Origin of the sequence: Streptomyces sp. NPDC096339 (genome assembly GCF_044762985.1) — a bacterium.
In the GTDB taxonomy this organism is placed as follows: domain Bacteria; phylum Actinomycetota; class Actinomycetes; order Streptomycetales; family Streptomycetaceae; genus Streptomyces.
Map to the genome: position 1 here is coordinate 73,396 of NZ_JBIWFI010000018.1, position 23,013 is coordinate 96,408.

The 23,013-nt window shown below is 71.5% G+C and carries 17 protein-coding genes; 9 read left to right on the forward strand and 8 right to left on the reverse strand.

The window, feature by feature from the left end:
• Positions 1-39 precede the first annotated feature (39 nt).
• Entirely contained in the window at positions 40-1,431 is a 1,392-nt protein-coding gene (locus ACIQ5Y_RS22760) for a purine-cytosine permease family protein (RefSeq protein ID WP_403883267.1), read from the reverse strand.
• A gap of 134 nt (positions 1,432-1,565) precedes the next feature.
• Here ACIQ5Y_RS22760 and ACIQ5Y_RS22765 point away from each other — a divergent pair, with 134 nt between their 5' ends.
• On the forward strand, positions 1,566-2,168 hold the full coding sequence (locus ACIQ5Y_RS22765; protein WP_403883270.1) for a TetR/AcrR family transcriptional regulator: 603 nt from the start codon (positions 1,566-1,568) through the stop codon (positions 2,166-2,168).
• A 101-nt stretch (positions 2,169-2,269) separates the two neighbouring features.
• On the opposite strand, the gene adhE is transcribed toward ACIQ5Y_RS22765, so the two are convergent.
• Positions 2,270-4,888, reverse strand: a complete 2,619-nt coding sequence (adhE, locus tag ACIQ5Y_RS22770) for a bifunctional acetaldehyde-CoA/alcohol dehydrogenase (protein ID WP_403883273.1) — start codon at positions 4,886-4,888, stop codon at positions 2,270-2,272.
• Between the two features lie 319 nt (positions 4,889-5,207).
• Between adhE and ACIQ5Y_RS22775 the strand changes: the two genes are divergently transcribed.
• The gene (locus tag ACIQ5Y_RS22775; RefSeq protein ID WP_403883276.1) at positions 5,208-6,110 is read left to right on the forward strand and encodes an alpha/beta fold hydrolase; all 903 of its coding nucleotides are present in this window, start codon (positions 5,208-5,210) and stop codon (positions 6,108-6,110) included.
• 58 nt (positions 6,111-6,168) lie between these two features.
• Here ACIQ5Y_RS22775 and ACIQ5Y_RS22780 read toward each other — a convergent pair whose 3' ends face one another.
• Complete coding sequence (locus ACIQ5Y_RS22780; protein WP_403883279.1) at positions 6,169-6,711, reverse strand: NADPH-dependent FMN reductase; 543 nt, start codon at positions 6,709-6,711, stop codon at positions 6,169-6,171.
• A 280-nt stretch (positions 6,712-6,991) separates the two neighbouring features.
• Between ACIQ5Y_RS22780 and fxsA the strand changes: the two genes are divergently transcribed.
• From fxsA to ACIQ5Y_RS22810, 6 genes are all read left to right on the forward strand, one after another.
• The gene (gene fxsA, locus ACIQ5Y_RS22785) at positions 6,992-7,156 is read left to right on the forward strand and encodes an FxSxx-COOH cyclophane-containing RiPP peptide (RefSeq protein WP_403883282.1); all 165 of its coding nucleotides are present in this window, start codon (positions 6,992-6,994) and stop codon (positions 7,154-7,156) included.
• Positions 7,157-7,192: 36 nt separating this feature from the next.
• Complete coding sequence (gene fxsBH, locus ACIQ5Y_RS22790; RefSeq protein WP_403883285.1) at positions 7,193-9,439, forward strand: radical SAM/SPASM protein FxsBH, inactivated beta-hydroxylase extension form; 2,247 nt, start codon at positions 7,193-7,195, stop codon at positions 9,437-9,439.
• Positions 9,436-10,524, forward strand: a complete 1,089-nt coding sequence (locus ACIQ5Y_RS22795; RefSeq protein ID WP_403883288.1) for an AAC(3) family N-acetyltransferase — start codon at positions 9,436-9,438, stop codon at positions 10,522-10,524. Before fxsBH ends, ACIQ5Y_RS22795 begins: the two co-directional genes overlap by 4 nt.
• An 80-nt stretch (positions 10,525-10,604) precedes the next feature.
• Entirely contained in the window at positions 10,605-11,993 is a 1,389-nt protein-coding gene (locus ACIQ5Y_RS22800; protein WP_403883291.1) for a TIR-like protein FxsC, read from the forward strand.
• Positions 11,977-15,963, forward strand: coding sequence for an FxSxx-COOH system tetratricopeptide repeat protein (fxsT, locus tag ACIQ5Y_RS22805; protein WP_403883294.1), 3,987 nt, complete (start codon positions 11,977-11,979; stop codon positions 15,961-15,963). The genes ACIQ5Y_RS22800 and fxsT overlap by 17 nt, the downstream gene beginning before the upstream one ends.
• Before the next feature lie 110 nt (positions 15,964-16,073).
• Positions 16,074-16,970, forward strand: coding sequence for a DUF4231 domain-containing protein (locus ACIQ5Y_RS22810; protein WP_403883296.1), 897 nt, complete (start codon positions 16,074-16,076; stop codon positions 16,968-16,970).
• 30 nt (positions 16,971-17,000) lie between these two features.
• On the opposite strand, the gene ACIQ5Y_RS22815 is transcribed toward ACIQ5Y_RS22810, so the two are convergent.
• The 4 genes from ACIQ5Y_RS22815 to ACIQ5Y_RS22830 all read right to left on the reverse strand — a co-directional run bounded on the left by ACIQ5Y_RS22815 (position 17,001) and on the right by ACIQ5Y_RS22830 (position 21,074).
• Positions 17,001-17,480 carry a hypothetical protein gene (locus tag ACIQ5Y_RS22815; RefSeq protein ID WP_403883299.1) on the reverse strand — a complete coding sequence of 160 codons (480 nt, stop codon included), beginning with the start codon at positions 17,478-17,480 and terminating at the stop codon, positions 17,001-17,003.
• A 363-nt stretch (positions 17,481-17,843) separates the two neighbouring features.
• Complete coding sequence (locus tag ACIQ5Y_RS22820) at positions 17,844-18,728, reverse strand: S1 family peptidase (protein WP_403883302.1); 885 nt, start codon at positions 18,726-18,728, stop codon at positions 17,844-17,846.
• 138 nt (positions 18,729-18,866) lie between these two features.
• Complete coding sequence (locus tag ACIQ5Y_RS22825; protein ID WP_403883305.1) at positions 18,867-19,682, reverse strand: DUF1684 domain-containing protein; 816 nt, start codon at positions 19,680-19,682, stop codon at positions 18,867-18,869.
• A gap of 87 nt (positions 19,683-19,769) precedes the next feature.
• Positions 19,770-21,074, reverse strand: a complete 1,305-nt coding sequence (locus ACIQ5Y_RS22830; protein ID WP_403883308.1) for a DUF5685 family protein — start codon at positions 21,072-21,074, stop codon at positions 19,770-19,772.
• Between the two features lie 286 nt (positions 21,075-21,360).
• Between ACIQ5Y_RS22830 and ACIQ5Y_RS22835 the strand changes: the two genes are divergently transcribed.
• Complete coding sequence (locus tag ACIQ5Y_RS22835; protein WP_403883311.1) at positions 21,361-21,819, forward strand: cell division protein SepF; 459 nt, start codon at positions 21,361-21,363, stop codon at positions 21,817-21,819.
• Between the two features lie 9 nt (positions 21,820-21,828).
• Here ACIQ5Y_RS22835 and ACIQ5Y_RS22840 read toward each other — a convergent pair whose 3' ends face one another.
• Entirely contained in the window at positions 21,829-22,998 is a 1,170-nt protein-coding gene (locus ACIQ5Y_RS22840; RefSeq protein WP_403883313.1) for an acyl-CoA dehydrogenase family protein, read from the reverse strand.
• Positions 22,999-23,013: the final 15 nt, after the last annotated feature.

The window sequence follows — 23,013 nt, forward strand, 5'->3', positions numbered from 1 at the left end:
TGAGGGGTGAGGGGTGACAGGTGGCGGGCGGCGCGGCGCTCAGGCCGCGGGGACGGCGGGAACGGCTGCGGGGACGTTCGCCCGCACCCCGCGACGGGCCAGGGCCCAGTAAGCGAGCGCGGAGACCACCGAGCCGAGCAGGGTGAGGTCGGCTCCGCCGAGCGGGGCGACGAGCGGCCCGGTCCACAGCGCGGAGTCGCAGGTCAGGGCGGCGAAGACCATGCCCGCGAGGAGGGCGGCCATGCCGGCCGGGTGGTAGCCGGCGCGGTACCAGTAGGCGCCCTCGCTCCCGGTGTGCAGCGCGTCGGCGTCGTAGTGGCAGCGGCGCAGCAGCATGTCGGCGAGGAAGACCCCGCCCCAGGGGGCGAACACGATGATCAGGAGGGAGAGGAAGGAGAGCAGGGAGGTGGTGAAGTCGGTGAGGAACAGCGCGGCGAGCGAGCCGGCCGCGGTGACGGCGGCGCTGACGCCGAGGGCGCGGGCGCGGCTCCACGGGATGCCGAGGACCTGGAGGTTCAGGCTGGAGGAGTAGAGGGTGATGATCGAGTTGGTGACGGATCCGCCGAGGACGAGGGCCAGGAACAGCGGCTGGAACCAGCCCGGGAGCAGGCCCTGGGCTCCGGCGACCGCGTCGGTCATGTCGGTCTGGGTGGCGGCGGCCACGCCCGCGACGCCGAGCGCCACGGAGGAGACGAAGCCGCCGAGGGCGCCGGTCCAGGTGATGGACTTCAGCGAGGTGGTGCGGGGCAGGTAGCGCGTGTAGTCGGCGGGCATCGGCAGGTACGAGAACGGCCCGGCGAGCATGACCACGAAGGCCAGGCTCCAGCCGGAGAGCCCGGGCGCCGCGGACGGGGCGGAGGTGTCGGCGCCGGGCAGGACGAGGACGAGCAGCGCGCCGAATCCGGCAGCCAGTACGTACGCCGCCCAGCGCTCGGCGAACTGCACGGTGGCGTGGCCCCACATGGCGACGGTGAAGGTCAGCGCGAGGGTGATCGCGAGGGCTATGGCGCGGGCCGGCTTGCCGTCCGCCAGGCCGGTCTGGGCGAGGATCAGCTCCAGCGCCAGGGTGCCCACGACGGTGTTGACGATGGTGTAGCCGATGCTCACCACCCAGTTGAGCACTCCGGCGGGGAAGTTGCCCCGGACGCCGAAGGCGGCGCGGGAGATGACCAGGGTGGCGGTTCCGGTGCGGATGCCGCTGAGCCCGGCGGCGCTGACGGCGAAGAACGACAGTCCGCTGACCACGACCACGGCGGTGGCCTGCCAGAAGCTGAGCCCGAAGGCCACGGCGAGGGCGCCGTTGATCACGTAGGTGAAGGTCAGGTTGGAGCCGAACCAGAGCCAGAAGAGGTCCATGGCACTGCCGTGCCGTTCCTCGTCCGGGATCGGGTCGATGCCGTGCGTTTCGACCTTGAAGACCTCGTCGCTCATCCGCTTACACCCCTGACTGATCTTGAACAGCGTTCTAAGTTCTTGAATGGCATTCAAGATGAGGGGTGGAGCGCCCGCCCGTCAAGACCCTGCGCGGGATAAGGTCTGGCCAGGGCAGACGGAGGGCGGGAGCAGTGGCAGGAGCGGCACGGCGGCGCGACGGGCAGATCGCCCAGGAACGCATGCTCGAAGAGGCCATGGCGGCGATCGCCGAGGACGGGCTCGCGGCTCTGACCATGTCCAAGCTGGCCGAGCGGCTCGGCACCAGCGGCGGGCACATCCTGTACTACTTCGGCAGCAAGGACCGGCTGCTGCTGGAGGCGCTGCGCTGGAGCGAGGAACTGCTCACCGGTGAGCGCCGGGCCCTCCTCGGCCGCCGGGTGACCGCCGGCCGCAAGCTCGACCAGTACCTGGAGCTCTACCTCCCCGAGGGGCCGCGCGACCCGCGCTGGACCCTGTGGATCGAGCTGTGGGCCCGTACCGCCTCCAACGAACCGCTCAAGGCGGCCCAGGAGGAGATCGACGACAGCTGGCAGCGGGACCTGGAGGCGCTGCTGGGCAAGGGCGTGGAGCAGGGCCGCTTCGCCCCCATGGACATCCCGGCCCGGGCGTCCGAGCTCCTCGCCCTGCTGGACGGCCTGAGCACCCGGGTCGTCCTCGGCCAGCGCGGCGCGGACCGCGCGAGGGCCCTGGCTCAGGCCCGCTCGGCGGCGGCGCTCCTGATCCCCCCCGCATAGCGGAAGCCCGCCCGGACCTCGGCGGTCCGGACGGGCGGTTCCCCCTCCCGGGAGTCCTCGGCGCCCTGAGGGGCCTCGGCGGCCTCAGGGCCCTCGGCGGCTCAGCGGCCGGCGGGCACGCCCTCGCCGTTGCCGTAGTACGCCTGGCGCATCAGCCGCTCCATGTCGTCGATCATCGGCATCCGCGGGTTGGCGGGGGCGCACTGGTCGGCGTAGGCGTTCATGGCCTGGACCGGCAGGGCCTCGATGAAGGCCTGCTCCTCGACGCCCTCCTCCGCGAAGGAGGCGGGGATCCCGCACTTGGTGCGGAGCTCCTCGACGGCCCTGGCGTAGGACTCGACGCCCTCGGCCGGGGTGGCGGCCGGCAGGCCCAGCATCTTCGCGATCTCCTGGAAGCGCTCCGGCGCCCGGTAGACCTCGGCCTTCGGCCACGGGGTGGCCTTGTGGGAGACCGTGCCGTTGTGGCGGATCACGTGCGGCAGCAGGATCGCGTTGGTGCGGCCGTGGGCGACGTGGAAGGTGTTGCCCAGGGTGTGCGCCATGGCGTGCACCAGGCCCAGGAAGGCGTTGGCGAAGGCCATGCCGGCGACGGTCGAGGCATTGTGCATCCTCTCGCGGGCCTCGGGGTCGTTCGGTCCGTCGACGACGCACCGCTGGAGGTTCTCGAAGATCAGCTTGATCGCCTGGAGGCAGAGGCCGTCCGTGTAGTCGTTGGAGTACGCGGACACGTACGCCTCGGTCGCGTGCGTCAGTGCGTCGAAGCCGGAGTCCGCGGTGACCGTGGGCGGCAGCCCCATGGGCAGGACCGGGTCGACGATGGCGACGTTCGGGGTCAGCGCGTAGTCCGCGAGGGGGTACTTCTGAGCCGCGGCCGGGTCGGAGATGACGGCGAACGGAGTGACCTCGGAGCCGGTGCCCGACGTGGTCGGGATGGCGACCAGCTTCGCCTTCTCGCCGAGCGAGGGGAACTTGTAGGCGCGCTTGCGGACGTCGAAGAACTTCTCCTTCGTGTCGGCGAACTCCACCTCGGGGCGCTCGTACATCAGCCACATGATCTTCGCGGCGTCCATGGGCGAACCGCCACCGAGGGCGATGATGGTGTCGGGCCCGAACTCCCTCATCATCGCGGCGCCCGCCCGCACCGTCGACAGCTCCGGGTTGGGCTCGACGTTGTCGATGACCTGGACCGCGACGGAGCCGTCGCGGGCCTGGAGGATATCGGTGACCTTCTGCACGAAGCCGAGGGCGACCATCGTCTTGTCGGTGACGATCGAGACCCGGCCGATGCCCTCCATCTCACCGAGGTAGCGGATGGAGTTGCGCTCGAAGTAGATCTTCGGCGGGACCTTGAACCACTGCATGTTGGTGTTGCGCCGTCCGATCCGCTTGACGTTGATCAGGTTGACCGCCGTGACGTTGTTCGACACCGAGTTGTGTCCGTACGAGCCGCAGCCGAGGGTGAGCGAGGGCAGGAAGGCGTTGTAGACGTCGCCGATGCCGCCGAAGGTGGAGGGCGAGTTGGCGATGACGCGGATCGCCTTGACCCGCTTGCCGAACTCCTCGACGAGCGCCTCGTCCTCGGCGTGGATGGCGGCGCTGTGCCCCAGCCCGTGGAACTCGACCATAGCGGCGGCCAGTTCGAGCCCGTGCTCGGTGTCGGAGGCCTTCAGGGCGGCGAGGATCGGGGACAGCTTCTCGCGGGTCAGCGGCTCGCCCTCGCCGACCTCGTGGCACTCGGCCAGCAGGATGGAGGTGCCTTCGGGGACGGTGAACCCGGCCTGCTCGGCGATCCACCGCGGGGACTTGCCGACGACCGCCGCGTTCAGCCTGGTGCCGGAGCAGTCGCTCGCGTAGGCCGTGGTGCCGAAGACGTACTCCTCCAGCTTGGTCTTCTCCGCGGCGGTGAGCACGTGCGCGCCGAGCCGCCGGAACTCGGCCAGGCCCTGCTCGTAGATCTCGGCGTCCAGGATGACGGCCTGCTCGGAGGCGCAGATCATGCCGTTGTCGAAGGCCTTGGAGAGCACGATGTCGTGTACGGCGCGGCCGAGCTTCGCGCTCTTGTGGACGTACGCCGGGACGTTGCCGGCGCCGACGCCGAGGGCGGGCTTCCCGCAGGAGTAGGCGGCCTTGACCATCGCGTTGCCGCCGGTCGCGAGGATGGTGGAGACGCCCGGGTGGTTCATCAGGGCGGCGGTCGCCTCCATCGAGGGGGTGGTCACCCACTGCACGCAGTCCTCCGGGGCGCCGGCCGCCACGGCCGCGTCGCGGACGATGCGGGCGGCCTCGGCGGAGCAGTTCTGCGCCGAGGGGTGGAAGGCGAAGACGATCGGGTTGCGGGTCTTCAGGGCGATCAGCGCCTTGAAGACGGTGGTCGAGGTCGGGTTGGTGACGGGGGTCATCGCGCAGACGACGCCGACGGGTTCGGCGATCTCGGTGATGCCGTTCAGTTCGTCGCGGTGGATGACGCCCGCGGTCTTCAGGCCGCGCATCGAGTTGACGACGTGCTCGCAGGCGAAGAGGTTCTTGACCGCCTTGTCCTCGAAGAGGCCGCGGCCGGTCTCCTCGACGGCGAGCCGCGCGAGTTCGCCGTGTGCGCCGAGGGCCGCGAGGGAAGCCTTCTTGACGATGTGGTCGACCTGCTCCTGGCTGAACGACTCGAACCTGCCGAGAGCGCCGAGCGCCCGTTCGACCAGTCCGTCCACCATCTCGTTGGCCTGCATGGCAGGAACTCCTTCATTTCGAACCCGCCTCGGCCCGAAGGCCTGCGCGGACCTGTTTTCCTGATGCCTCAATTCGACACCCGAAAGCGGAATCAGCGGCGCCGAAAAAGCCCTTTCCCGGTGGACCGAAGGTCCGTTCACGCCCGTTCACGCCCCCCAAGACATCCTCTTGACCTGGGCATATGCGGGAGGACTAAAGACTCTCGCGCGCTTGTGAAAACTTTCACAAGAATTTCGCGCGAAGTGCGCCCTACCGCACTCCTCCCCCAGCGAGCACAATCGCCGTGTCCAGTCGAATCGACCGCGAGGGAGGAAGTGCGTGCGCAATCAGGTGCGTGCCGCGGACGGACGGGCGCTCACGGTGGAGCGCTGGGGCGATCCGGACGGCAAACCGGTGTTCCTGCTCCACGGCATGCCCGGCAGCAGACTCGGGCCGGCCCCCCGGGGCATGGTCCTCTACCAGCGCCGCATGCAGCTCATCGCATACGACCGGCCCGGCTACGGCGGCTCCGACCGCCATCCCGGCCGCACCATCGCCGACGTCGCCCGGGACGTGGCCGCCATCGCCGACACCCTCGGCCTCGACACCTTCGCCGTGGCCGGCCGCTCCGGCGGCGCACCCGGCGCCCTGGCCTGCGCCGCCCTGCTCCCGGACCGGGTCACGCGCACGGCCGCCCTGGTCCCCCTCGCCCCCCGGGACGCGGAGGACCTGGACTGGTTCGCCGGAATGGGCGCCTCGAACGTACGGGAGTACACCACCGCCACCACCGACCCGGAGGAGCTGGAGGCGCGGCTCATCCCGCGCGCCGACGGCATCCGCAAGGACCCCCGGCAGCTGCTCGAGGAGCTGCGCCGGGAGCTGACGGCCAGCGACCGCATGGTCGTCTCGGACGTCGGACTGCGGACGATGCTGCTCCGGAACTACAGCGAGGGCCTGCGCCAATCGGCGTACGGCTGGATCGACGACATGCTGGCCAACAGCCGCCCATGGGGTTTCGACCCGGCGGACATCCGCTGCCCGGTCCTGATCTGGCACGGGGAGCTCGACGTGTTCTCCCCCGTGGGGCACTCCCGCTGGCTGGCGAGCCGCATCCCGGGCGCCACCGCCACCATCGACCCGGCCGCCGCGCACTTCGCGGCCTTCCGCGCGCTGCCGGACGTACTGACCTGGCTCCTGCGCGACCTGCCCGCACCCCCGCTCAGCGAACAGCAGCCCGCGTAGCCGGGCGGACGGGCCCCGAACAGGCCCCAACAGCCCCCGAACAAACCCCGAACGGCCTCTAGGAGCCGGCCAGCAGCCCGAGCACCTCGCCGAGCCGTTCCCGCACCGCCGGGTCGGCGAGGGTCCCGTCGGGCCCCGCCTGCTGCCCCGGGACCGGGATCCGTACGCAGGCCTCCTCCACGACGGCGGCGCCCGTGTAGCCGAGGACCGTGCGCAGCGTGGCCTCCGCGCCCCCGCCGCGGCCCGGGGCGGCGACGTTCACCCAGGCCACGGGCTTGTCGCTGATCTCGGTGCCGCCGACCGTCCAGTCGAGGAGGTTCTTGAACGAGCCCGGCAGGGTGCCCGCGTACTCCGGCGTGCAGACCAGCAGGGCACTCGCCTCGGCTATCGCCGCGCGCAGTTCGGCGACCGGGGCGGGCAGCGGGTCGGTGTCGTGGTCGGGGTTGAAGTGCGGGAGCTCCGCGAGTCCTTCGTACAGGATCGTGCGCACCTTCGAGGAGCCTTTGGCGGCCACGGCGTGGGCGGTGCGCAGCACCGCCTCGTTGGAGGAACCGGCACGCAGACTTCCGGACAACAGCAGGATCAGTGGTGTGGTGGTCATCCGGCCAACCTACCGACCGGGCTCCGCGCAGGTCAGGCCCGTCCCGTACCCGGCTGCCAACCGCCCCGGGAGCGCCGGAAAGAGAAAAGGATCTTGCCGTGCGGCGAACGGGCGATTAGCCGACCTCGGGTAATGCCGCACGCTTTCTATAGAACGGTTGATCAGGCGTCATGTCTCGGTCGCTCAATGGAGTGTGGCCGCGTAAAGTGCACCCTTGACAGCAGCGCGTCGCTGCTGCCATTCACATGCCCATCAAAGTGGCTTCCCCGAGGACGGTGTCGTGAACACTTCCGCAACCCCCCCGACCTGCACGGTCAAGGCCGACCGGGTCCCCCTCGACCGGATCGACGTCCGCAGCGCTTCCGCGACCGCAGCGCTCGGCCGGGTACTGAAGACGGAATCCGGCCGCTCCGTCCAGGCCCCCATCTTCAACTCCGCACTCTGACAGTGGAGTAGCAGTAAGCGCTCTAGACTGTGTGGAATGACCGGCCTGATCGCTTTTCGCGAGATCGTCCTGAAAGTTCACAGCAGATGCGATCTTGCTTGTGATCATTGCTACGTCTACGAACACGCAGATCAGAGCTGGCGAGCCCGGCCGAAAGTGATCTCCCCCGAGGTTATCGCGCACACCGCGTCCAGGCTCGCCGAACATGCCCGTGACCATGCACTCCCCTCCGTCACGGTGATCCTCCATGGAGGGGAACCCCTGTTGGCGGGCCCCGCCCGACTCCGTCTCGTGTGCGAGGAGTTCACCCGGGCCCTCGCCGGGACCGCCGAACTCGATCTGCGGATCCACACGAACGGCCTCCAACTCAGCACCCGGTATCTCGACCTCTTCGACGAGTTCGGCGTACGGGTCGGCATCTCCCTCGACGGGGACCGCGCCGCCAACGACCGCCACCGCCGCTTCGCGGACGGCCGTACGAGCCATCCGCTGGTCCTGGCCGCCGTCGCCCTGCTCCGCTCCGCGCCGTACCGCCACCTCTACCAGGGTCTGCTCTGCACCGTGGACGTGGCCAACGACCCCGTCGCCGTACTGGACGCGCTCGTCGAACTGGAGCCGCCCCGGGTCGACTTCCTCTTGCCTCACGCCACCTGGGAAGCGCCTCCGGTCCGCCCGGACGGTGCCCCCGACGCGTACGCCCGCTGGCTCCTGCGGATCTTCGACCACTGGGAGCGCCTCGAACGGCCGGTCCCCGTAAGGCTCTTCGACTCGCTGCTGTCCACCCTGCGCGGCGGGCCCAGCCTGACCGAGTCCCTCGGGCTCGCGCCCACCGACCTGGTCGTCGTCGAGACCGACGGGACGCTGGAGCAGGTGGACTCGCTCAAGAGCGCCTTCGAGGGCGCCGCGGCCACCGGCTTCAACGTCTTCGACCACGCATTTGACCAGGTCGCGGCCCATCCCGGGGTGCGCGCCCGGCAGCTGGGCCTGGCGGGCGTCAGCGACGCGTGCCGCCGGTGCCCCGTCGTACGTTCGTGCGGCGGCGGCCTCTACACGCACCGCTACCGGGATGCGAACGGCTTCGACAACCCCTCCGTGTACTGCACCGATCTGCGCGAGCTGGTGGACGGGGTCGAGGGCCGCACCGCGACCGCCGCGACCGCCCCGCAGCTGACCGACCCCGGCCTGCTGGCCCGCTCCCAGGAGGAGCTGACCCGGGTCCTGCTGGCCCGCCTGCACGCCGACCTCGGCGCCGAGCCCGGCTGGGCCCGGGCCTGGGAGCTGCTCGGCGCGGTGGAGCGGGCCGGGGAGGCGGGCGCGCGGGCGCTGGACGCCGTACTGGACCACCCGTTCACCCGTACCTGGATCCTGGCGGCCCTGGACGGCGCGGGCGCCCCGGACGGTCCCGAGGCCGCGCGCAGGCTGACCGCGCTCGCGGCGGCCGCGGTGCTGCGGGGCGGACTGGACCTGCCGGCCGAGGTGGCCTTCCGCGACGGCGAGGTGTACCTGCCGACGCTCGGGCTGCTGCGGCTGGGGGAGCCCGGCACCGAGGGCCGGGCCGTGCTGCGCGTCGCCGACGAGGGGTACGTCGCCCGGGACGGCCGCACCGAGCACCGGTTCGGCCCCGCGGCGGGGGACGCGCGCTGGCAGCCCGTACGGACCTGGTCGCCGGGGCCGGACGAGGCCCCGGTCGCGCTGGAGGACCTCGACCCGTACCGCAACTGCTTCGCCCGCCCGCCCAGGCTGCGGCTCGGAACCGGGGAGGCCGAGGAGTGGCGGAGCCGCCTCGACGAGGCGTGGGCGCTGCTGCGCTCCGCCGTGCCGGAGTTCGCCCGGGCGGCGGCCGGCGGGCTGACCACGCTGACCCCGCTCGCGGGCGGCCCGCGGGCCGGTGACTGGGGCGAGGCCGGGCGGCACGCGCCGGGGGCGCTCGGGGTGCCGTACGCGGCGGGCGTCGCGGAGACCGCCCTGGCCCTGCTCACCGGGCGGCGGCGGGCCCGGCTGCGGGCGCTGACCGAGGTGGCCGACCTGTACGCGCTGGACGGGCAGTGGCAGCACCCCTCACCGTGGCGCTCGCGCCCGGTCCCGGTGTCCCGGCTGCTGGCGGACGTGCACGAGCGGGTGGCGGTGGAGGCCTACCGGCGGGCCACGGAGTCCCCGGAGCCGGGCGGCTCGGACCGCATCCACCAGGCCCTGGACCGGCTCGCGGGGGCGGCCGAACTGACCACCACCGGCAAGCGCCTGGTCGAGGAACTCCGCTGGGAACTCAAGGCGGTCGACGCATGACGGCCTCCGGCCCTGGCATCCCCACCCGGCCCGCGCCCACCCTGGGCAGCCCGACCGCGGACCGGCGGCCGGTCAAGGCGCCCCAAGGCCCGGCCGCTGCCCACGCGGCCGGGTCCGGGACCGGCCGCGCGGGTCCCGACCCGGCCCAGGCAGTGGCCATGGCCGACCCGGCCGGCACCGTGGCCCGGACCGGCACGGCCGGTCCCGGCACGGCCGGTCCCGGCACGGCCGGTCCCGGGGCCCGGGCCGGCTTTGCCCCCGCCGGCCCGCCGCGAGGCGCACTGGCCCTGGCGGTGCACCTGCGGCTGCTCGGGGTGCGGCCGGGGATGCGCCTGCTGGTGCACGCGTCGCTCCGGGGGACCGGGCTCGGCGCGGAGCCCTTGCGGGACGCCCTGCTGGGCGTGCTCGGGCCGCGCGGGACGCTCGTGGTCCCCGCGTTCACCCCGGAGAACTCCACCACCTCCAGCGCGCACCGGGCGCGGATCGCCGGGCTGTCCGAGCCCGAGGTGCTGGCCTTCCGGGAGCGGATGCCCCCCTTCGACCCGGCGAGCACCCCCAGCCAGGGCATGGGCGCGCTGGCCGAGGCCGTCCGTACCGCGCCCGGCGCCGCGCGCAGCGCCCACCCGCAGACCTCCTTCGCCGCGGTCGGCGGGGACGCGGAGCGGCTCTGTTCCGGGCACCGACTGGAAAGCCACATGGGTGAGGAGTCCCCGCTGGGAAAGATGTGCTGGGAGGGGGCCCAGGTACTCATGATCAATGTGGGATTTTCCGTCTGCTCCGCTTTCCATCTCGCGGAGTATCGAATTCCGAAGCCCCCCTTGCGCATGTACGAGTGTGTGGTGAAGGTGAACCTTCCAGGGGGAAGGCAGGGTCACCTGCGGGACCGGCAGGGGTACCTGCAAGAGGGGGAGTGGACCTCGTACGAGGACGTCGCGCTGGACGACAGCGATTTCGCCGAGATCGGCGGCGCGTTCCCGGATTCCAGGGTGCGCAGGGGACGGGTGGGAGGAGCCTCGGCCATGCTCTTCTCCCTTCCGGACGCCGTTGATCACGCGCTTGAGTGGATGACCGAAAACAGACGCTGATTGACTGAACGATGAGGGGATGCGGCGAAGCAGCTCCGGAATGATGTTCCTTCGCTCGCAATCTTCGGGACGGGGGTCGTGTGCCCGCAAAAAAAGGGGAGCCGTACTTTTTTCTCAGCTACGCGCATACACCGAGATTCGGAGCGGGGGGACCCGACCCGGACATGTGGGTGGAGCGCCTCTTCCGTGATCTCTGCGGTCATGTCATGGCGATGACGGACCTGCCCGCCGGCTTCCCCGTCGGCTTCATGGACCGGGACATACGCAGCGGTGAGGGCTGGTCGGAACGGCTCGCCGAGGCGCTCGCCAACTGCCGCGTCTTCGTTCCCCTGTTCTCACCGCGGTACTTCACCAGCCAGATGTGCGGGAAGGAGTGGTACGCCTTCGCGCAGCGCGCCATTCACCACGGCGCCGTCAGCCCGGGCGGCCAGCCGCCCGAGGCCATCGTGCCCGCGTTATGGGTGCCGGTGCCGGCCTCCCAACTGCCCGGCCCCGCCGAGCGGTTGCAGTTCAACCACAACACCTTCGGCGAGCGCTACCTCACCGACGGGCTGTACGGGCTGATCAAGCTGCGCGGTTACGCGGAGCAGTACGAGAAGGCCGTGTACGAACTGGCCCGGCGCATCGTCCACGTCGGCAAGAACGTCGACCTCGCCCCCGTCCGGCCGGTGGACTACCGGGTGGTCCCCAGTGCCTTCGGGACGACGGGGAGTCCCGCCGGCGGCCCCTCCCGCACCCTGCACGTGACGGTCGCGGCCGCTTCCCGGCACGACCTCCCGGAGGGCCGCAGCCCCGAGTACTACGGGGACAGCGCCCTGGAGTGGAACCCGTACCATCCGGTCGCCCAGCGGCCCATCGCGTACGTAGCCGAGGACCTGGTCAAGAACCTCAACTACCAGACCACCGTGGCCTCCTTCGACGACGAGGCCGGGCACTTCGACAGCAAGCAGCCGCCGACCCGACCCGAGATCCTGATCGTGGACCGGTGGGCGGTGGAGGACGAGCACCGGCGCCAGCGCCTGGCCGCCTTCGACCAGGAGCACCGCCCGTGGATCAACGTGGTCGTGCCGTGGAACCGCTACGACAGCCAGAGCCGCGCCAAGGAGGCCGAGCTGGCGCGGCGGCTGGAGGAGACCCTGCCCGTCAAGATGCGGCAGGGCCGGGCCGCGTGCCGGGCCGCCGCCAACGGCGTGGCCAGCCTGGAGACGCTCGGCCAGATCCTCCCGCAGGTCGTCGAGGCCGCCGCCCAGCAGTTCCTCAGACACGCCCAGGTGTACCTGCCGGCCGGCAACACCCAGATCGAACGGCCCCGGCTGCTGGGGCCCATGGGAATGGGCGGGCCGCCCGCCCCACCGAGAGTTCCCTTCCCGACCGAGACGCAGGACGACGCACACGACGGCGAGCACGAAGAACACAGCGACGACAGCAACGACACCGATCGGGGGGACGCCGATGACAGCGAGTCGTGACAGCGAAGACAGCCGTGACGGACGCATCGTCACCTTCTACTCGTACAAGGGCGGCACGGGCCGCACCATGGCGCTCGCCAACACCGCCTGGATCCTCGCGGCCAACGGCAAGCGGGTCCTCGCCGTGGACTGGGACCTGGAGGCCCCGGGCCTGCACCGCTTCTTCCACCCCTTCCTGGACCCGTCCACCCTCGGGGCCACCACCGGGGTCATCGACCTCATCAGCGAGTACGCGTGGGCGGCCACCAGCCCGGTGCAGCGCGCCGACGACTGGCACCGGGACTACGCGCGGATCCAGCCGCACGCCGTCTCCCTCACCCCCGAGACCCTCGGCTGGGAGTTCCCGGACGGCGGCACCCTGGACTTCGTCTCGGCGGGCCGGCAGAACCGCGAGTACTCCGCGACCGTCTCCACCTTCGACTGGGACAACTTCTACGACCGGCTCGGCGGCGGGCTCTTCTTCGACGCCTTACGGGAGGACATGAAGAGCAACTACGACTACGTCCTGATCGACAGCCGGACCGGCCTCTCCGACATCGCGGACATCTGCACGGTCCACCTCCCGGACATCCTGGTGGACTGCTTCACCCTCTCCGACCAGTCCATCGACGGCGCCGCCTCGGTGGCCCGGCAGATCGACGAGCGGTTCAACGACCGGGGCATCAAGATCTACCCCGTTCCGATGCGCATCGACGAGGGCGAGAAGGAGAAGGCGGACGCGGGCCGGGCGCTGGCCCGGATCAAGTTCGACCGCTTCCCCAACGGACTGGTCGGGGACGAACTCACCTCCTACTGGGGCGCGGTGGAGATCCCCTACCGTCCCTACTACGCCTACGAGGAGACCCTGGCCACCTTCGGCGACGAGGCCGGGCTCACCAACTCCCTGCTCTCCGCCTTCGAGCGGCTCACCACCGTGGTCACCGAGGGCGCCATCACCTCCATGCCGGTCATCGGCGAGGAGGTGCGCCTGCGCATCCGGGACGCCTTCACGCGCCGCCGCCCCGCGCTCCCCGCCGACCTGTTCCTCTCCTACGTCGCCGAGAACCGGATGTGGGCCGACTGGATCGAGTCGGTGCTCACCCGGGCCGGCTTCCGCGTCGTCCCGAGGGACGTGTCCGCCGAACGGACCCCCGGCACGGAGGCCGGGGACACCATCGGCGGTACGGGCATCAGCGTCGACAACGCCGCCCGGACCGTGGTGCTGCTCTCCAGCGCCTACCTCAAGTCCGCCCGGGCCGTGGACGTGTGGGAGCGGGCCGCCGCCGAGGACCCGACCGGGGGTCGGCGCCATCTGGTGGCGCTGCGCGTGGGCGACGTACGCCTGGCCACTCCCTACATCGACCGCAATCCGGTGGACCTGTTCCGCCTCGACGAGGTGCACGCGACGAGCGCGCTGCTGCGCGCGGTGGAGCGGCCGGCGGCCCTGACCGACACCGTGGCCAGTGCCTCCCAGCCAGGCCCGCGCTTCCCGGGGACCGTCCCGAAGATCTGGAACGCGCCGCCCCGCAACCCCGGTTTCACGGGGCGTTCCATGGTGCTGGAGCGGATGCGCGACCAGCTCGGCGGCGGTATCTCGGTGGTGCTGCCGCAGCCGCAGACCCTGTTCGGTCTCGGCGGCGTCGGCAAGACGCAGGTGGCGCTGGAGTACGTCCACCGGTTCATGGCCGACTACGACCTGGTGTGGTGGATCTCCTCGGAGCAGACCGACGACGTGGTCGCGGCCCTCGCGGAGCTGGCCGTACGCCTCGGCGCGCAGACCGGCGAGGACATGGCGGCCGCCTCGCAGGAGGCGATCGACCTGCTGCGGCGCGGGGTGCCGTCCTCGCGCTGGCTGCTGGTCTTCGACAACGCGGACGACCCGGAGACGCTCAAGCGGTTCTTCCCGCCGGGCGGGCCGGGCCACGTGCTGGTGACCTCGCGCAACCAGTCCTGGTCCCAGTACGGCGACGCGCTCCCGGTGGACGTGTTCCTGCGCGAGGAGTCCATCGAGCACCTCCAGCGCCGGGCCCCCGGGCTCAGCAAGGAGGACGCCGAACAGGTCGCGATAGCGGTGGGAGACCTCCCGCTCGCCGTCGAGCAGGCGGGCGCGTGGATCGCGGAGACCGCGACCCCGGTGTCCGCGTACATCGAGCAGCTGGCCCAGCAGGCGGCCCGGGTGCTCGGGCTGAACCAGCCGCCGGGATATCCGGAGCCGGTGGCCGCCACCTGGAACATCTCCATCGAGCGGCTGCAGTCCCGCTCCCCCGCCGCCGTGCGACTGCTCCAGCTGTGCGCGTTCCTGGCGCCGGAGCCGATCTCGGCGAACCTGCTCTACAGCAAGGAGATGATCGACGCCCTCAAGCCGTACGACTCCTCGCTCCAGGAGAAGCTGGTGCTGGGCCGGGTGATCCGGGAGATCGGCCGGTTCGCGCTGGCCAAGGTCGACCAGGTCAGCAACAGCATCCAGGTGCACCGCCTGGTACAGGCGGTGATCCGGTCGCAGATGACGGAGGAGGAGCAGCGCGAGGCCCGGCACGCCGTCCACCGGATCCTGGCCGGCGCCCGCCCGGACGACGACGAGCCGATCGACAACCCGGAGACCTGGCCGCGGTTCAACACGATCTGGTCGCACCTGACCCCGTCGGAGGCCCGGTACTGCAAGGAGCCGGAGACCCGCAGGCTGCTGATCGACCGGGTCCGCTACCTGTGGAAGCGCGGTGACTTCAAGGCCGCGTACGCGCTGGGCGAGGAGCTGCGGGAAGCCTGGAAGGAGATGCTGGGCAACGACGACCTGCAGTACCTGTACCTGCGCTTCCACCTCTCGAACATCCTGCGCTCGCAGGGCCGGTTCGTGGAGGCGAAGGAGCTGGACGAGGTCACGCTGGAGCGGCAGAAGGCCGTCCTCGGGCCCTCGCACCCGCACACGTACATGACCATGAGCGGTCTGGCCAACACCCTGGGCGCGCTCGGCCAGTACGGCGAGGCGATGGAGCTGGCGACCGACGCGCACGAGGGCTTCAGCCAGATCTTCCACGAGGCGCACCCGCGCACGCTGGCCGCGGCGAACAACCTGGCGCTGAACCTGCGGCTCGTCGGGCAGTACACCAGGGCCCGCGAGATCGACCAGGAGGTGCACGACCTGCGCACGGAGGTGCTGGGGCCGGAGCACCCGTACACCCTGTCCTCCGCGCAGAACCTGGCCCGCGACCTGCGCGAGGTGGGCCGGTACGAGGACTCGGTGCAGCTGCTCAGCCGGACGTACGAGAGTTACAAGCGCACGCTGGGCCGGGCCTTCCCGGGCACCCTGGCGGCCGCTAAGAACCTCGCGGTGTCGCTGCGCCGGGCGGGCCAGCTGGAGGACGCGCTCCGGCTGACCACGGCCACCCGGGCCCGCTACCGGGCCAAGTACACCTCGGTCAACCCGGACCTGCTGTCCTGCGAGCTGAACCTGGCCTCGGACCTCTTCGCGACCGGGGAGCCCGGTGCCGCCCGGGACCTGGCGCAGGAGGTGGTGGACGAGTACATGAAGGTGCCGGGCGAGCGGCACCCGTACACCCTGGCGGCCGTGAACAACCTGGCGGTCTTCCACTGGGGAACGGGCGCGGCCGAGACGGCGGAGACCATGCTGCGGCAGACGATCCGGCTGATGCGGGACGTGCTGGGCGACAACCACCCGCACACGGTCTTCGCCAACCTCAACCTGGCCAACACCCGGGCCGACCTGGGCGATCCGGAGGGCGCCCTGGAGCTGGAGCGGCTCGCGGTGATGCGGCTGCGCGAGGCGCTCGGGGCGCACCACCCGGAGACCCTGGCGAGCGCCTCCAACATGGCGGTCAGCCTGGACTCGATGGGCCGCAAGGAGGAGGCGGCCCGGCTGCGCGCGGAGGCGGTCGGCGAGCTGACGCGGCTGCTGGGCGAGGACCACGGCCTGACCCGGTACGCCCGTGACGAGCGGCGGGTCCACCGCGACCTGGAGCCGCTCGCCGTGTGATCCGGAGGAGGGCGGCGGGGACCGCACCGGTCCCCGCCGCCTTCCTCCCGGATCGATCCGATCGATCCGCTCGACCCGATCGACAGCAGGGGGGCGCTGTGCCCGACAGCATGACCTTTCGAAACGAGGACCTGCCGGCCCTCTTCCACCACACCGACCAGGCGGCGATCTCCCGGCAGCGCGAGTCCACCCAGGCGACGCGCGCCCAGCTGCTGCTGCTCGTCGCGGCCGCGGCGGCCGCCGCACTGCCCACGGGCCCCCGGCTGGGCTCGTTGTACCTGTTCGGGCTGGTGAGCGTGGTCGCGTACGCCGGGGTGCTGGGCGTGGGCATACGGGCGAGCAGGCGCCGGGCCCGCCCGCAGTGGCAGCTCAACCGCAGCGCCGCCGAGTTCATCAAGTCGCTGGCCTGGCGGTACGCCGTGCACGGGGCGCCGTTCGGCAGCGACGCGGCGGGGGCGGAGGCCACGTACCGGACACGGCTGGAGGCGGGGCTGGACGAGCTGAAGAAGATGGGCTGGGAGGATCCGCGGGCCTCCGGGGCGGTCCCGGAGGGCGGGGAGATCACCGGCGCGATGTTCCGGCTGCGCGGTCTGGAGTACCAGGTGCGGCGCGAGACGTACGTCCGGGACCGGCTGATCGAGCAGCGCAACTGGTACCGGCGCAAGACGGAGGTCTCGCGGCGGGCGACGGCCCTGTGGTCGTGGACGATCGTGCTCCTGACCTGTCTGGCCCTGCTGTTCGCCCTGTTCGGGGCGTTCGGCTCGGGACCGGGGCCGAAGCTGACCGGGCTGCTGAGCACGGCGGCGGCGGCCGGCATCGCGTGGAACGAGGTGCGCCGCCACCATCCGCTGATAGAGGCACACACCCTGATCGAGCAGGACCTGGCGGCGATGATGGTCGTGATGCAGACCACCATCACCGAGTCGCAGTGGCCTTCCGCGGTGTACGAGACCGAGCGGTACGTCTCCCCGCAGCACACGGACTGGCTGGCCCGGCACAGCAGTTGAGGCGTACGTGCTGGGGCGTGGCCCGCGGGTTCAGTCCCGGGTCACGCCCTCGCGCCAGATCACGGTGACCGGCTTGCCCAGGGCCCGGGCGTAGGCGACGATCTCGGCGGTGCCGCCGTGCCCGCGCGCGGGCAGTCCGTCCCAGACGGCGACGAGCCGGTCGCAGGAGTCGGCGATGTAGGTGCCGGCGGCGTAGTAGGCCTCGTCGGTGGAGCGGGGGAAGTCCATCCGGACCTCCTGAGTGGCCCGCCGCTTGAGGCCCTGGTAGCGGGCGACGGACTCGGCGTCCTCGAAGGAGTCCTCGTAGTCCCCGCTGGGGATCACCACGGTGAGCCCTGCGCCGTATTCCAGCGCGATGGCGGCGAACAGCTGGTCCGCTCCCTCGGCGAGGCTGGAGAGGGCCTCCAACGGGCCTTCGTGGCCGCCCAGTACGGCGCGCAGGCCGCTCTCCACGTGGGCGAGCACCTCGTCCGGGATGCACCGGTGCCCCGTCACGCCGATTCGCTTCATTCGGAACCCTGCCTCCCCCGTGGACACGGACACCCTGGACATCCTCCCAGAAGGCGGGAGGACGTCCAGGGGTGCGACGGGGGCGCGTGGGTCACCGGTCTCATTGGAGCTCTCTCCCGACTGACGCCGGGAGATTCCCTGCCACGTCGCGGTGGCGGGTTTGACAGGTCGCGCCTGTCCGACGACGACCCTCCCGGCCGCCGAGGCAAGTACGAGACTCGCCCAAGCCATGCTGTCCCTCAGCGACTCCAGCTTGGCTATCGCTGAGGTCATTGATGACCGTAGCGAACTCCGGCGCTCTGCACGTCGGGTTCGAAGGATTGCGCTCACCTCCGCCGTGGGTGGCGGAGGTGAAGGGCTCGATCAGTAGACGCTGACCCCGTAGGCGTTGAGGGCCTCGACCACCGGCTGGAAGTAGGTGGTGCCGCCCGAGGTGCAGTTGCCGCTGCCTCCGGAGGTGAGGCCGACGGCGCGGGTGCCCGAGTAGAGCGGGCCGCCGCTGTCGCCGGGCTCGGCGCAGACGTTGGTCTTGATCATGCCGTAGACGATGTCGCCGCCGCCGTAGTTGACGGTGGCGTTGAGGCCGGTCACCTTGCCGCTGTGGATGCCGGTGGTGGAGCCGCGCCGGGTCACGGACATGCCGACGGTGGCGTTGACCGCGCTGGTGATGTCCTGGCTGCCGACCCCGCCGGGGTGGGCGAGCGAGGTGTTGGTGTAGCGGATCAGGCCGTAGTCGTTGTTCGGGAAGCTGGAGCCGACCGTCGTGCCGAGCGTGGTGGTGTGGGAGGAGTTGGTCCACCAGGTGCCCGCGCCGTCGGTGCAGTGCCCGGCGGTCAGGACGTAGTACGTGGTGCCGCTGCGCACGTTGAAGCCGAGGGAGCAGCGCCAGCTGTTGGCGTAGATCGCGTCGCCGCCGGTGATCAGCTTGGACAGCTTGCCGGGGGTGCGTTCGACGCGCACGGCCCCGGCGTCGGCTCCGGCCTCGCGCTTGATCCTGGCGATGTCGGCGGCGGAGACCGTGGAGTCGGCGGAGACCACGAGGGTTCCGGTGGCCGGGTCGGTGTACCAGGCGGTGCCGGCGACGTCGGCGCGCAGTACGGATGCGCGTGCGGAAGCCAGTCGCGCCTCGCTGAAGCCGCCGTCCTGCGGCTTGGCGCTCGCAGCGCTGGGAGCCGCGAGTGCTGCCACGGCGGCCAGGCCGGTGGCCACCGCGAGCAGCCTGGTACGGGTGATGCGCTTGATCCTCACTTATCGTCCTCCTGGAGAGGTTCGGGGGGCCCGGCAGCCGTGGGGGGGCGCCAGCGCCCGTGAGGCGCAGTCGGGGGCATGGCCGGCGCATGAATTCTAGCCGTGCCCCTGACAAGCGCTGTCGGGAGTGTCCTGTCGTCAGATACCGGTCGCAAGGGCGCCTTTCAGCCGCCGCTCGCCGGCCGCCACCTCGAAGGGCAGCGTGTTCCCGGGGGGTGGGAAGGGGCAGATGAAGTGGTCCGCGAAGGCGCAGGGCGGCAGCAGGGCCCGGTTCAGGTCGACGGTGATCGAGCCGTCCTCTCCCGGGACGCCCGGCTTGAGGAAACGGAACCGGTAGCTGGAGCGTCCGCCGGTGGCGTCGCCGAAGACGGCCCAGAGGCTGCCGTCGTCCTCGTCGACGGCGACCTGGAGGGTGTGCTCGACCCCGCCGAAGCGGAAGGACAGCTCACCGCCGAGGCCGAGTCCGCGCGCCTGCCCGTCGACGTTGTCCACCTGGACGGTCCGCTGCTCGCCGTACGGCTTGAACCGTCCGGGCAGGACGAATGCGGGATCGTACGGGGTCGCCTCGATCCCGCCGAAGGCGCTGCGGGCCTCGGATCCGGGGTCGAAGACGCGGACCGCCCACTCCCCTTCGCGCCGGAGCACGACGAGCCGCGTGTCTCCCGCCGTGAGCCGGGAGCGCGAGGGCGGGCCCTCGTCGGCGGCGAGTACCGCGTCACCGGTGAAGGGTTCGCCGTCGAGCGACAGGGAATCCCCGGGGGCGGCCGTCAGCTCCACCGAGCCGCCGGCTGTGCGCCACTGCCCCGGAACGGCCGGAATTCGACCTTCCGGGTAGTCGGCGAGCCAGTGGGTTCCGATCAGCGCGAGGGGACCGTAGGGGGCGGCCACGACGGCCACCCGATGCTCGTGCCATGCGTGCCAGGCGGCCTGCGGATCATTTGCGTCAACGCTCATGCCGCTCAACCCTTCCACGCCGGTCCGGACGGAAACCCCGGGTGAACCCGGGGTACGCCGTCCGGACCTGCGGAATCCGAAAGGGGGTCAGCAGCCGCAGTCGCAGCCGCAGTCGCAGCCGTCGCAGCAGCCGCCGTCACCGCAGCAGTTGCAGTTGCTGCAGCAGTCACAGCTGTCGCAGCAGTCGCCGGCGTCGCACCACGGTTCCTTGCGCTCCCGGGACCACGGGCCTTCGTGCTCGGCGCAGCACAGCTGGCAGGTGCAGAACAGCCCAATGGCCACCGCGCAGCCGGCGAGCAGCCCGCGCCGCGGCCTCTGCGGGGGCAGACCGCCCCATCCGCCACCGCCGCCACCGCCGCCGGGCCCCATGGGCGGGGGCATGCCCGGCCCGCTCGGAGCCTGCGGCGCGCCCGGGGCGTAGGGGTTCGAGCCGTACGGCGCGCCGCCGGACTGGGGGCTGCCCGCGTACGGGTTCGCGGCGTACGGCCCGCCGCCCTGCCCGACCGAGTTCGTCGCGGCGTGCCCGTGTCCGCAGCTGCTCGTGCCGAAGGCCCGGTCCACCGAGGTGCGCAGCTCGTGCACCAGAAGCCGGTGGGCGAGCCCGGCGTCCGTGAACTCGACCTCGCGCAGTGCGAGCCGGATGCCGTGCAGCGCGTCGTCGCACAGCCTGCGCGCCTCGGTGAGGGAGGTGCCGGTGGCCGTGAGCGGGTTCCAGGCGCCCGCGACGGCGTCCGCGCCCTGGTCCTCCACCGCGTCGAGCAGGTGCGCGAGCCGCCCGAAGTACCGGCCCGCCTCGGCGAGCGCGGTGGCGTTGCCTGGCCGTCCGGCGAGCTGGGCGGTATGGGCGAAGGCGGCCGCCGTCGCGGTCTCCGTCGGCTCGGTCACGACGAGCACGGACGTGCCGAGGCCGGCGAGGGTCTCGATGCCGGCCTGCCGGTCCACGGCGTCGACGAGCACCGCCGTGTCGAAGCCGAGCGAGGCCCCGGTCCGGGCGCCGGCCCGGTCCCAGCCGCGGGCCACCTTGCGGGCGGCCATGGCGATGGGGGCGCGGGCCAACAGCCCGTCCCGGTCCGCCACGTGGTCCCGTACCTTCGCCGAGGCCAGCACGAGCGAGACGGCCGCGGCGAGCCGGGCGCCCTCGCCGTTGGCCACGGAGGCGGTGCGCATCCCGCGCAGGGGGCAGGGGCCCGCGGTGCGCCGGGAGCCGGCCGCCGGACCCGACTGAGCGTCCGTCAGAACGGAGACGAGCAGCCCGTCGTAGTTGGTGACGATCCTCGCGAACTGGCCGTGGTCACCCCGAAGTGCCAGGCAGAGCCCGCAGAGATGGGCCATCCACTCCGCCTTGAACCGCTCTCCGAGCCGGTGCGTGCATGGTCTGACGATGCCGAACAAAACCGCTTCCCCCGTGTGTCGTACGCGTGCCTGCGGGGCATCGTACCGACCCCGCGCCATCACCCGTACGCCGCAATCGCTCACCCATTCGGCGGCAGCAGTCGTATTTTCACTCAGACAGCAGTGGTAGCTGCCAGGATCCTTGTCCGTGCAACGCATGTTCTGCACCAGTACCGTCACGAAACCCCTGCGCGGCGGCTATCCACTTGGCGCGTTGTCAGCATCATGGACGAGCATAGGGGCAGCGGCGAAAAGACAGACTGACCGCGATGAAAGGAGGCAGTCCATGGGTTCGGTGCGCAAGGCGAGTGCCTGGCTGGGTCTCGTGGAGGACAGCGACGACGAGCGTTACTACGACGACGAGTACGCGGAGGCGGTGGAGCGCCAGCACGGTTCGGTGTCCGGCCCCGGCGACCAGTGGGTCACCGACCCGCGGGTCAAGGTGGCTTCCGAGTCGGCGGTGGAGCACGGCCGTCGGATCGCCACGGTCACCCCGGACGGCTTCCGTGACGCGCGCGGCATCGGCGAGCTGTTCCGCGACGGCGTCCCCGTCATCGTGAACCTGTCCTCGATGGACCCGGGCGACGCGAAGCGCGTCGTCGACTTCGCGGCCGGACTGACCTTCGGGCTGCGCGGATCCATCGAGCGGGTGGCGACCAGGGTCTTCCTCCTGACCCCGGCCGACACCCAGATCGTCAGCGGCGAGCCCGCCGGCCGCTCACGCGACTTCTTCAACCAGAGCTAGGCAGGGCCCTCACCGGAAGGCGTCGAGCCCGGTGAGCGCCTTGCCCAGCACCAGTTGGTGCATCTCGACGGTGCCCTCGTAGGTGAGGACCGATTCGAGGTTGGTGGCGTGCCGCATGACGGGGTATTCGAGGGAGATCCCGTTGGCACCGAGGATGGTCCGCGCGGTGCGACAGATATCGATGGCCTCGCGGACGTTGTTGAGCTTGCCGAAGCTGATCTGCTCCGGCCGCAGGGTGCCCGCGTCCATCCGCCGGCCCAGGTGGTGGGCGAGCAGGATGCCCTTGTGGAGTTCGAGGGCCATGTCCGCGAGCTTGGCCTGGGTGAGCTGGAAGCCCCCGATCGGCTTCCCGAACTGCTCCCGAGTCCTGGCGTAGTCGAGCGCGGCCTCGAAACTGGCGCGCGCCGCGCCCATGGATCCCCAGACGATCCCGTACCGCGCGTGGCTGAGGCAGCCGAGCGGACCCTTGAGCCCGGTCACTCCCGGCAGCACCGCATCGGCGGGCAGCCGTACGTCGTCCATGACCAGCTCGCTCGTCACGGACGCCCGCAGGGACCACTTGTGCTTGATCTCCGGCGCGGAGAACCCGGGGGTCTCGGTGGGCACCGCGAACCCGCGGATCCCCTCGTCGGTCTGCGCCCACACGACGGCGACCGCGGCCACGGACCCGTTGGTGATCCACATCTTGCGCCCGTTCAGGACCCAGTCGGCGCCGTCGCGCTTGGCGTAGGTCCGCATCGCGGCGGGATCCGACCCGACATCGGGCTCGGTCAGCCCGAAGCAGCCGATCAGCTCACCGGCCGCCATCCCGGGCAGCCAGCGCTGCTTCTGCTCCTCGGAGCCGTACTTCCAGATCGCGTACATGGCCAGCGAGCCCTGCACGGAGACCAGCGAACGGATCCCGGAGTCGGCGGCTTCCAGCTCCAGGCAGGCGAGCCCGTACTGGACGGCGCTGGCCCCGGCGCACCCGTAGCCGGTGAGGGACATCCCGAGCGCCCCGATGGAACCGAGTTCCCGGGCCAGCTCCCGGATCCCGGGCAGCTCGCCGCTCTCGTACCACTGGGCGACGTACGGCAGCACCCGGTCGGCGGCCCAGCCACGGACGGTGTCCCGGATGGCGAGGTCCTCGGGCCCGAGGAGTTCGTCGAGCCCGAGCGGATCGGTGGGTACGAAGGACACGGGGCCTCCACTTCG

What these genes read in the sequence shown, in the direction of transcription:
- ACIQ5Y_RS22760 (WP_403883267.1), bottom strand. Translation starts at nt 1,431, where the DNA reads ATGAGCGACGAGGTCTTCAAGGTCGAAACGCACGGCATCGACCCGATC.
- adhE (WP_403883273.1), bottom strand. Translation starts at nt 4,888, where the DNA reads ATGCAGGCCAACGAGATGGTGGACGGACTGGTCGAACGGGCGCTCGGC.
- ACIQ5Y_RS22780 (WP_403883279.1), bottom strand. Translation starts at nt 6,711, where the DNA reads ATGACCACCACACCACTGATCCTGCTGTTGTCCGGAAGTCTGCGTGCC.
- fxsBH (WP_403883285.1), top strand. Translation starts at nt 7,193, where the DNA reads ATGACCGGCCTGATCGCTTTTCGCGAGATCGTCCTGAAAGTTCACAGC.
- ACIQ5Y_RS22795 (WP_403883288.1), top strand. Translation starts at nt 9,436, where the DNA reads ATGACGGCCTCCGGCCCTGGCATCCCCACCCGGCCCGCGCCCACCCTG.
- fxsT (WP_403883294.1), top strand. Translation starts at nt 11,977, where the DNA reads ATGACAGCGAGTCGTGACAGCGAAGACAGCCGTGACGGACGCATCGTC.
- ACIQ5Y_RS22810 (WP_403883296.1), top strand. Translation starts at nt 16,074, where the DNA reads ATGACCTTTCGAAACGAGGACCTGCCGGCCCTCTTCCACCACACCGAC.
- ACIQ5Y_RS22815 (WP_403883299.1), bottom strand. Translation starts at nt 17,480, where the DNA reads ATGAAGCGAATCGGCGTGACGGGGCACCGGTGCATCCCGGACGAGGTG.
- ACIQ5Y_RS22825 (WP_403883305.1), bottom strand. Translation starts at nt 19,682, where the DNA reads ATGAGCGTTGACGCAAATGATCCGCAGGCCGCCTGGCACGCATGGCAC.
- ACIQ5Y_RS22835 (WP_403883311.1), top strand. Translation starts at nt 21,361, where the DNA reads ATGGGTTCGGTGCGCAAGGCGAGTGCCTGGCTGGGTCTCGTGGAGGAC.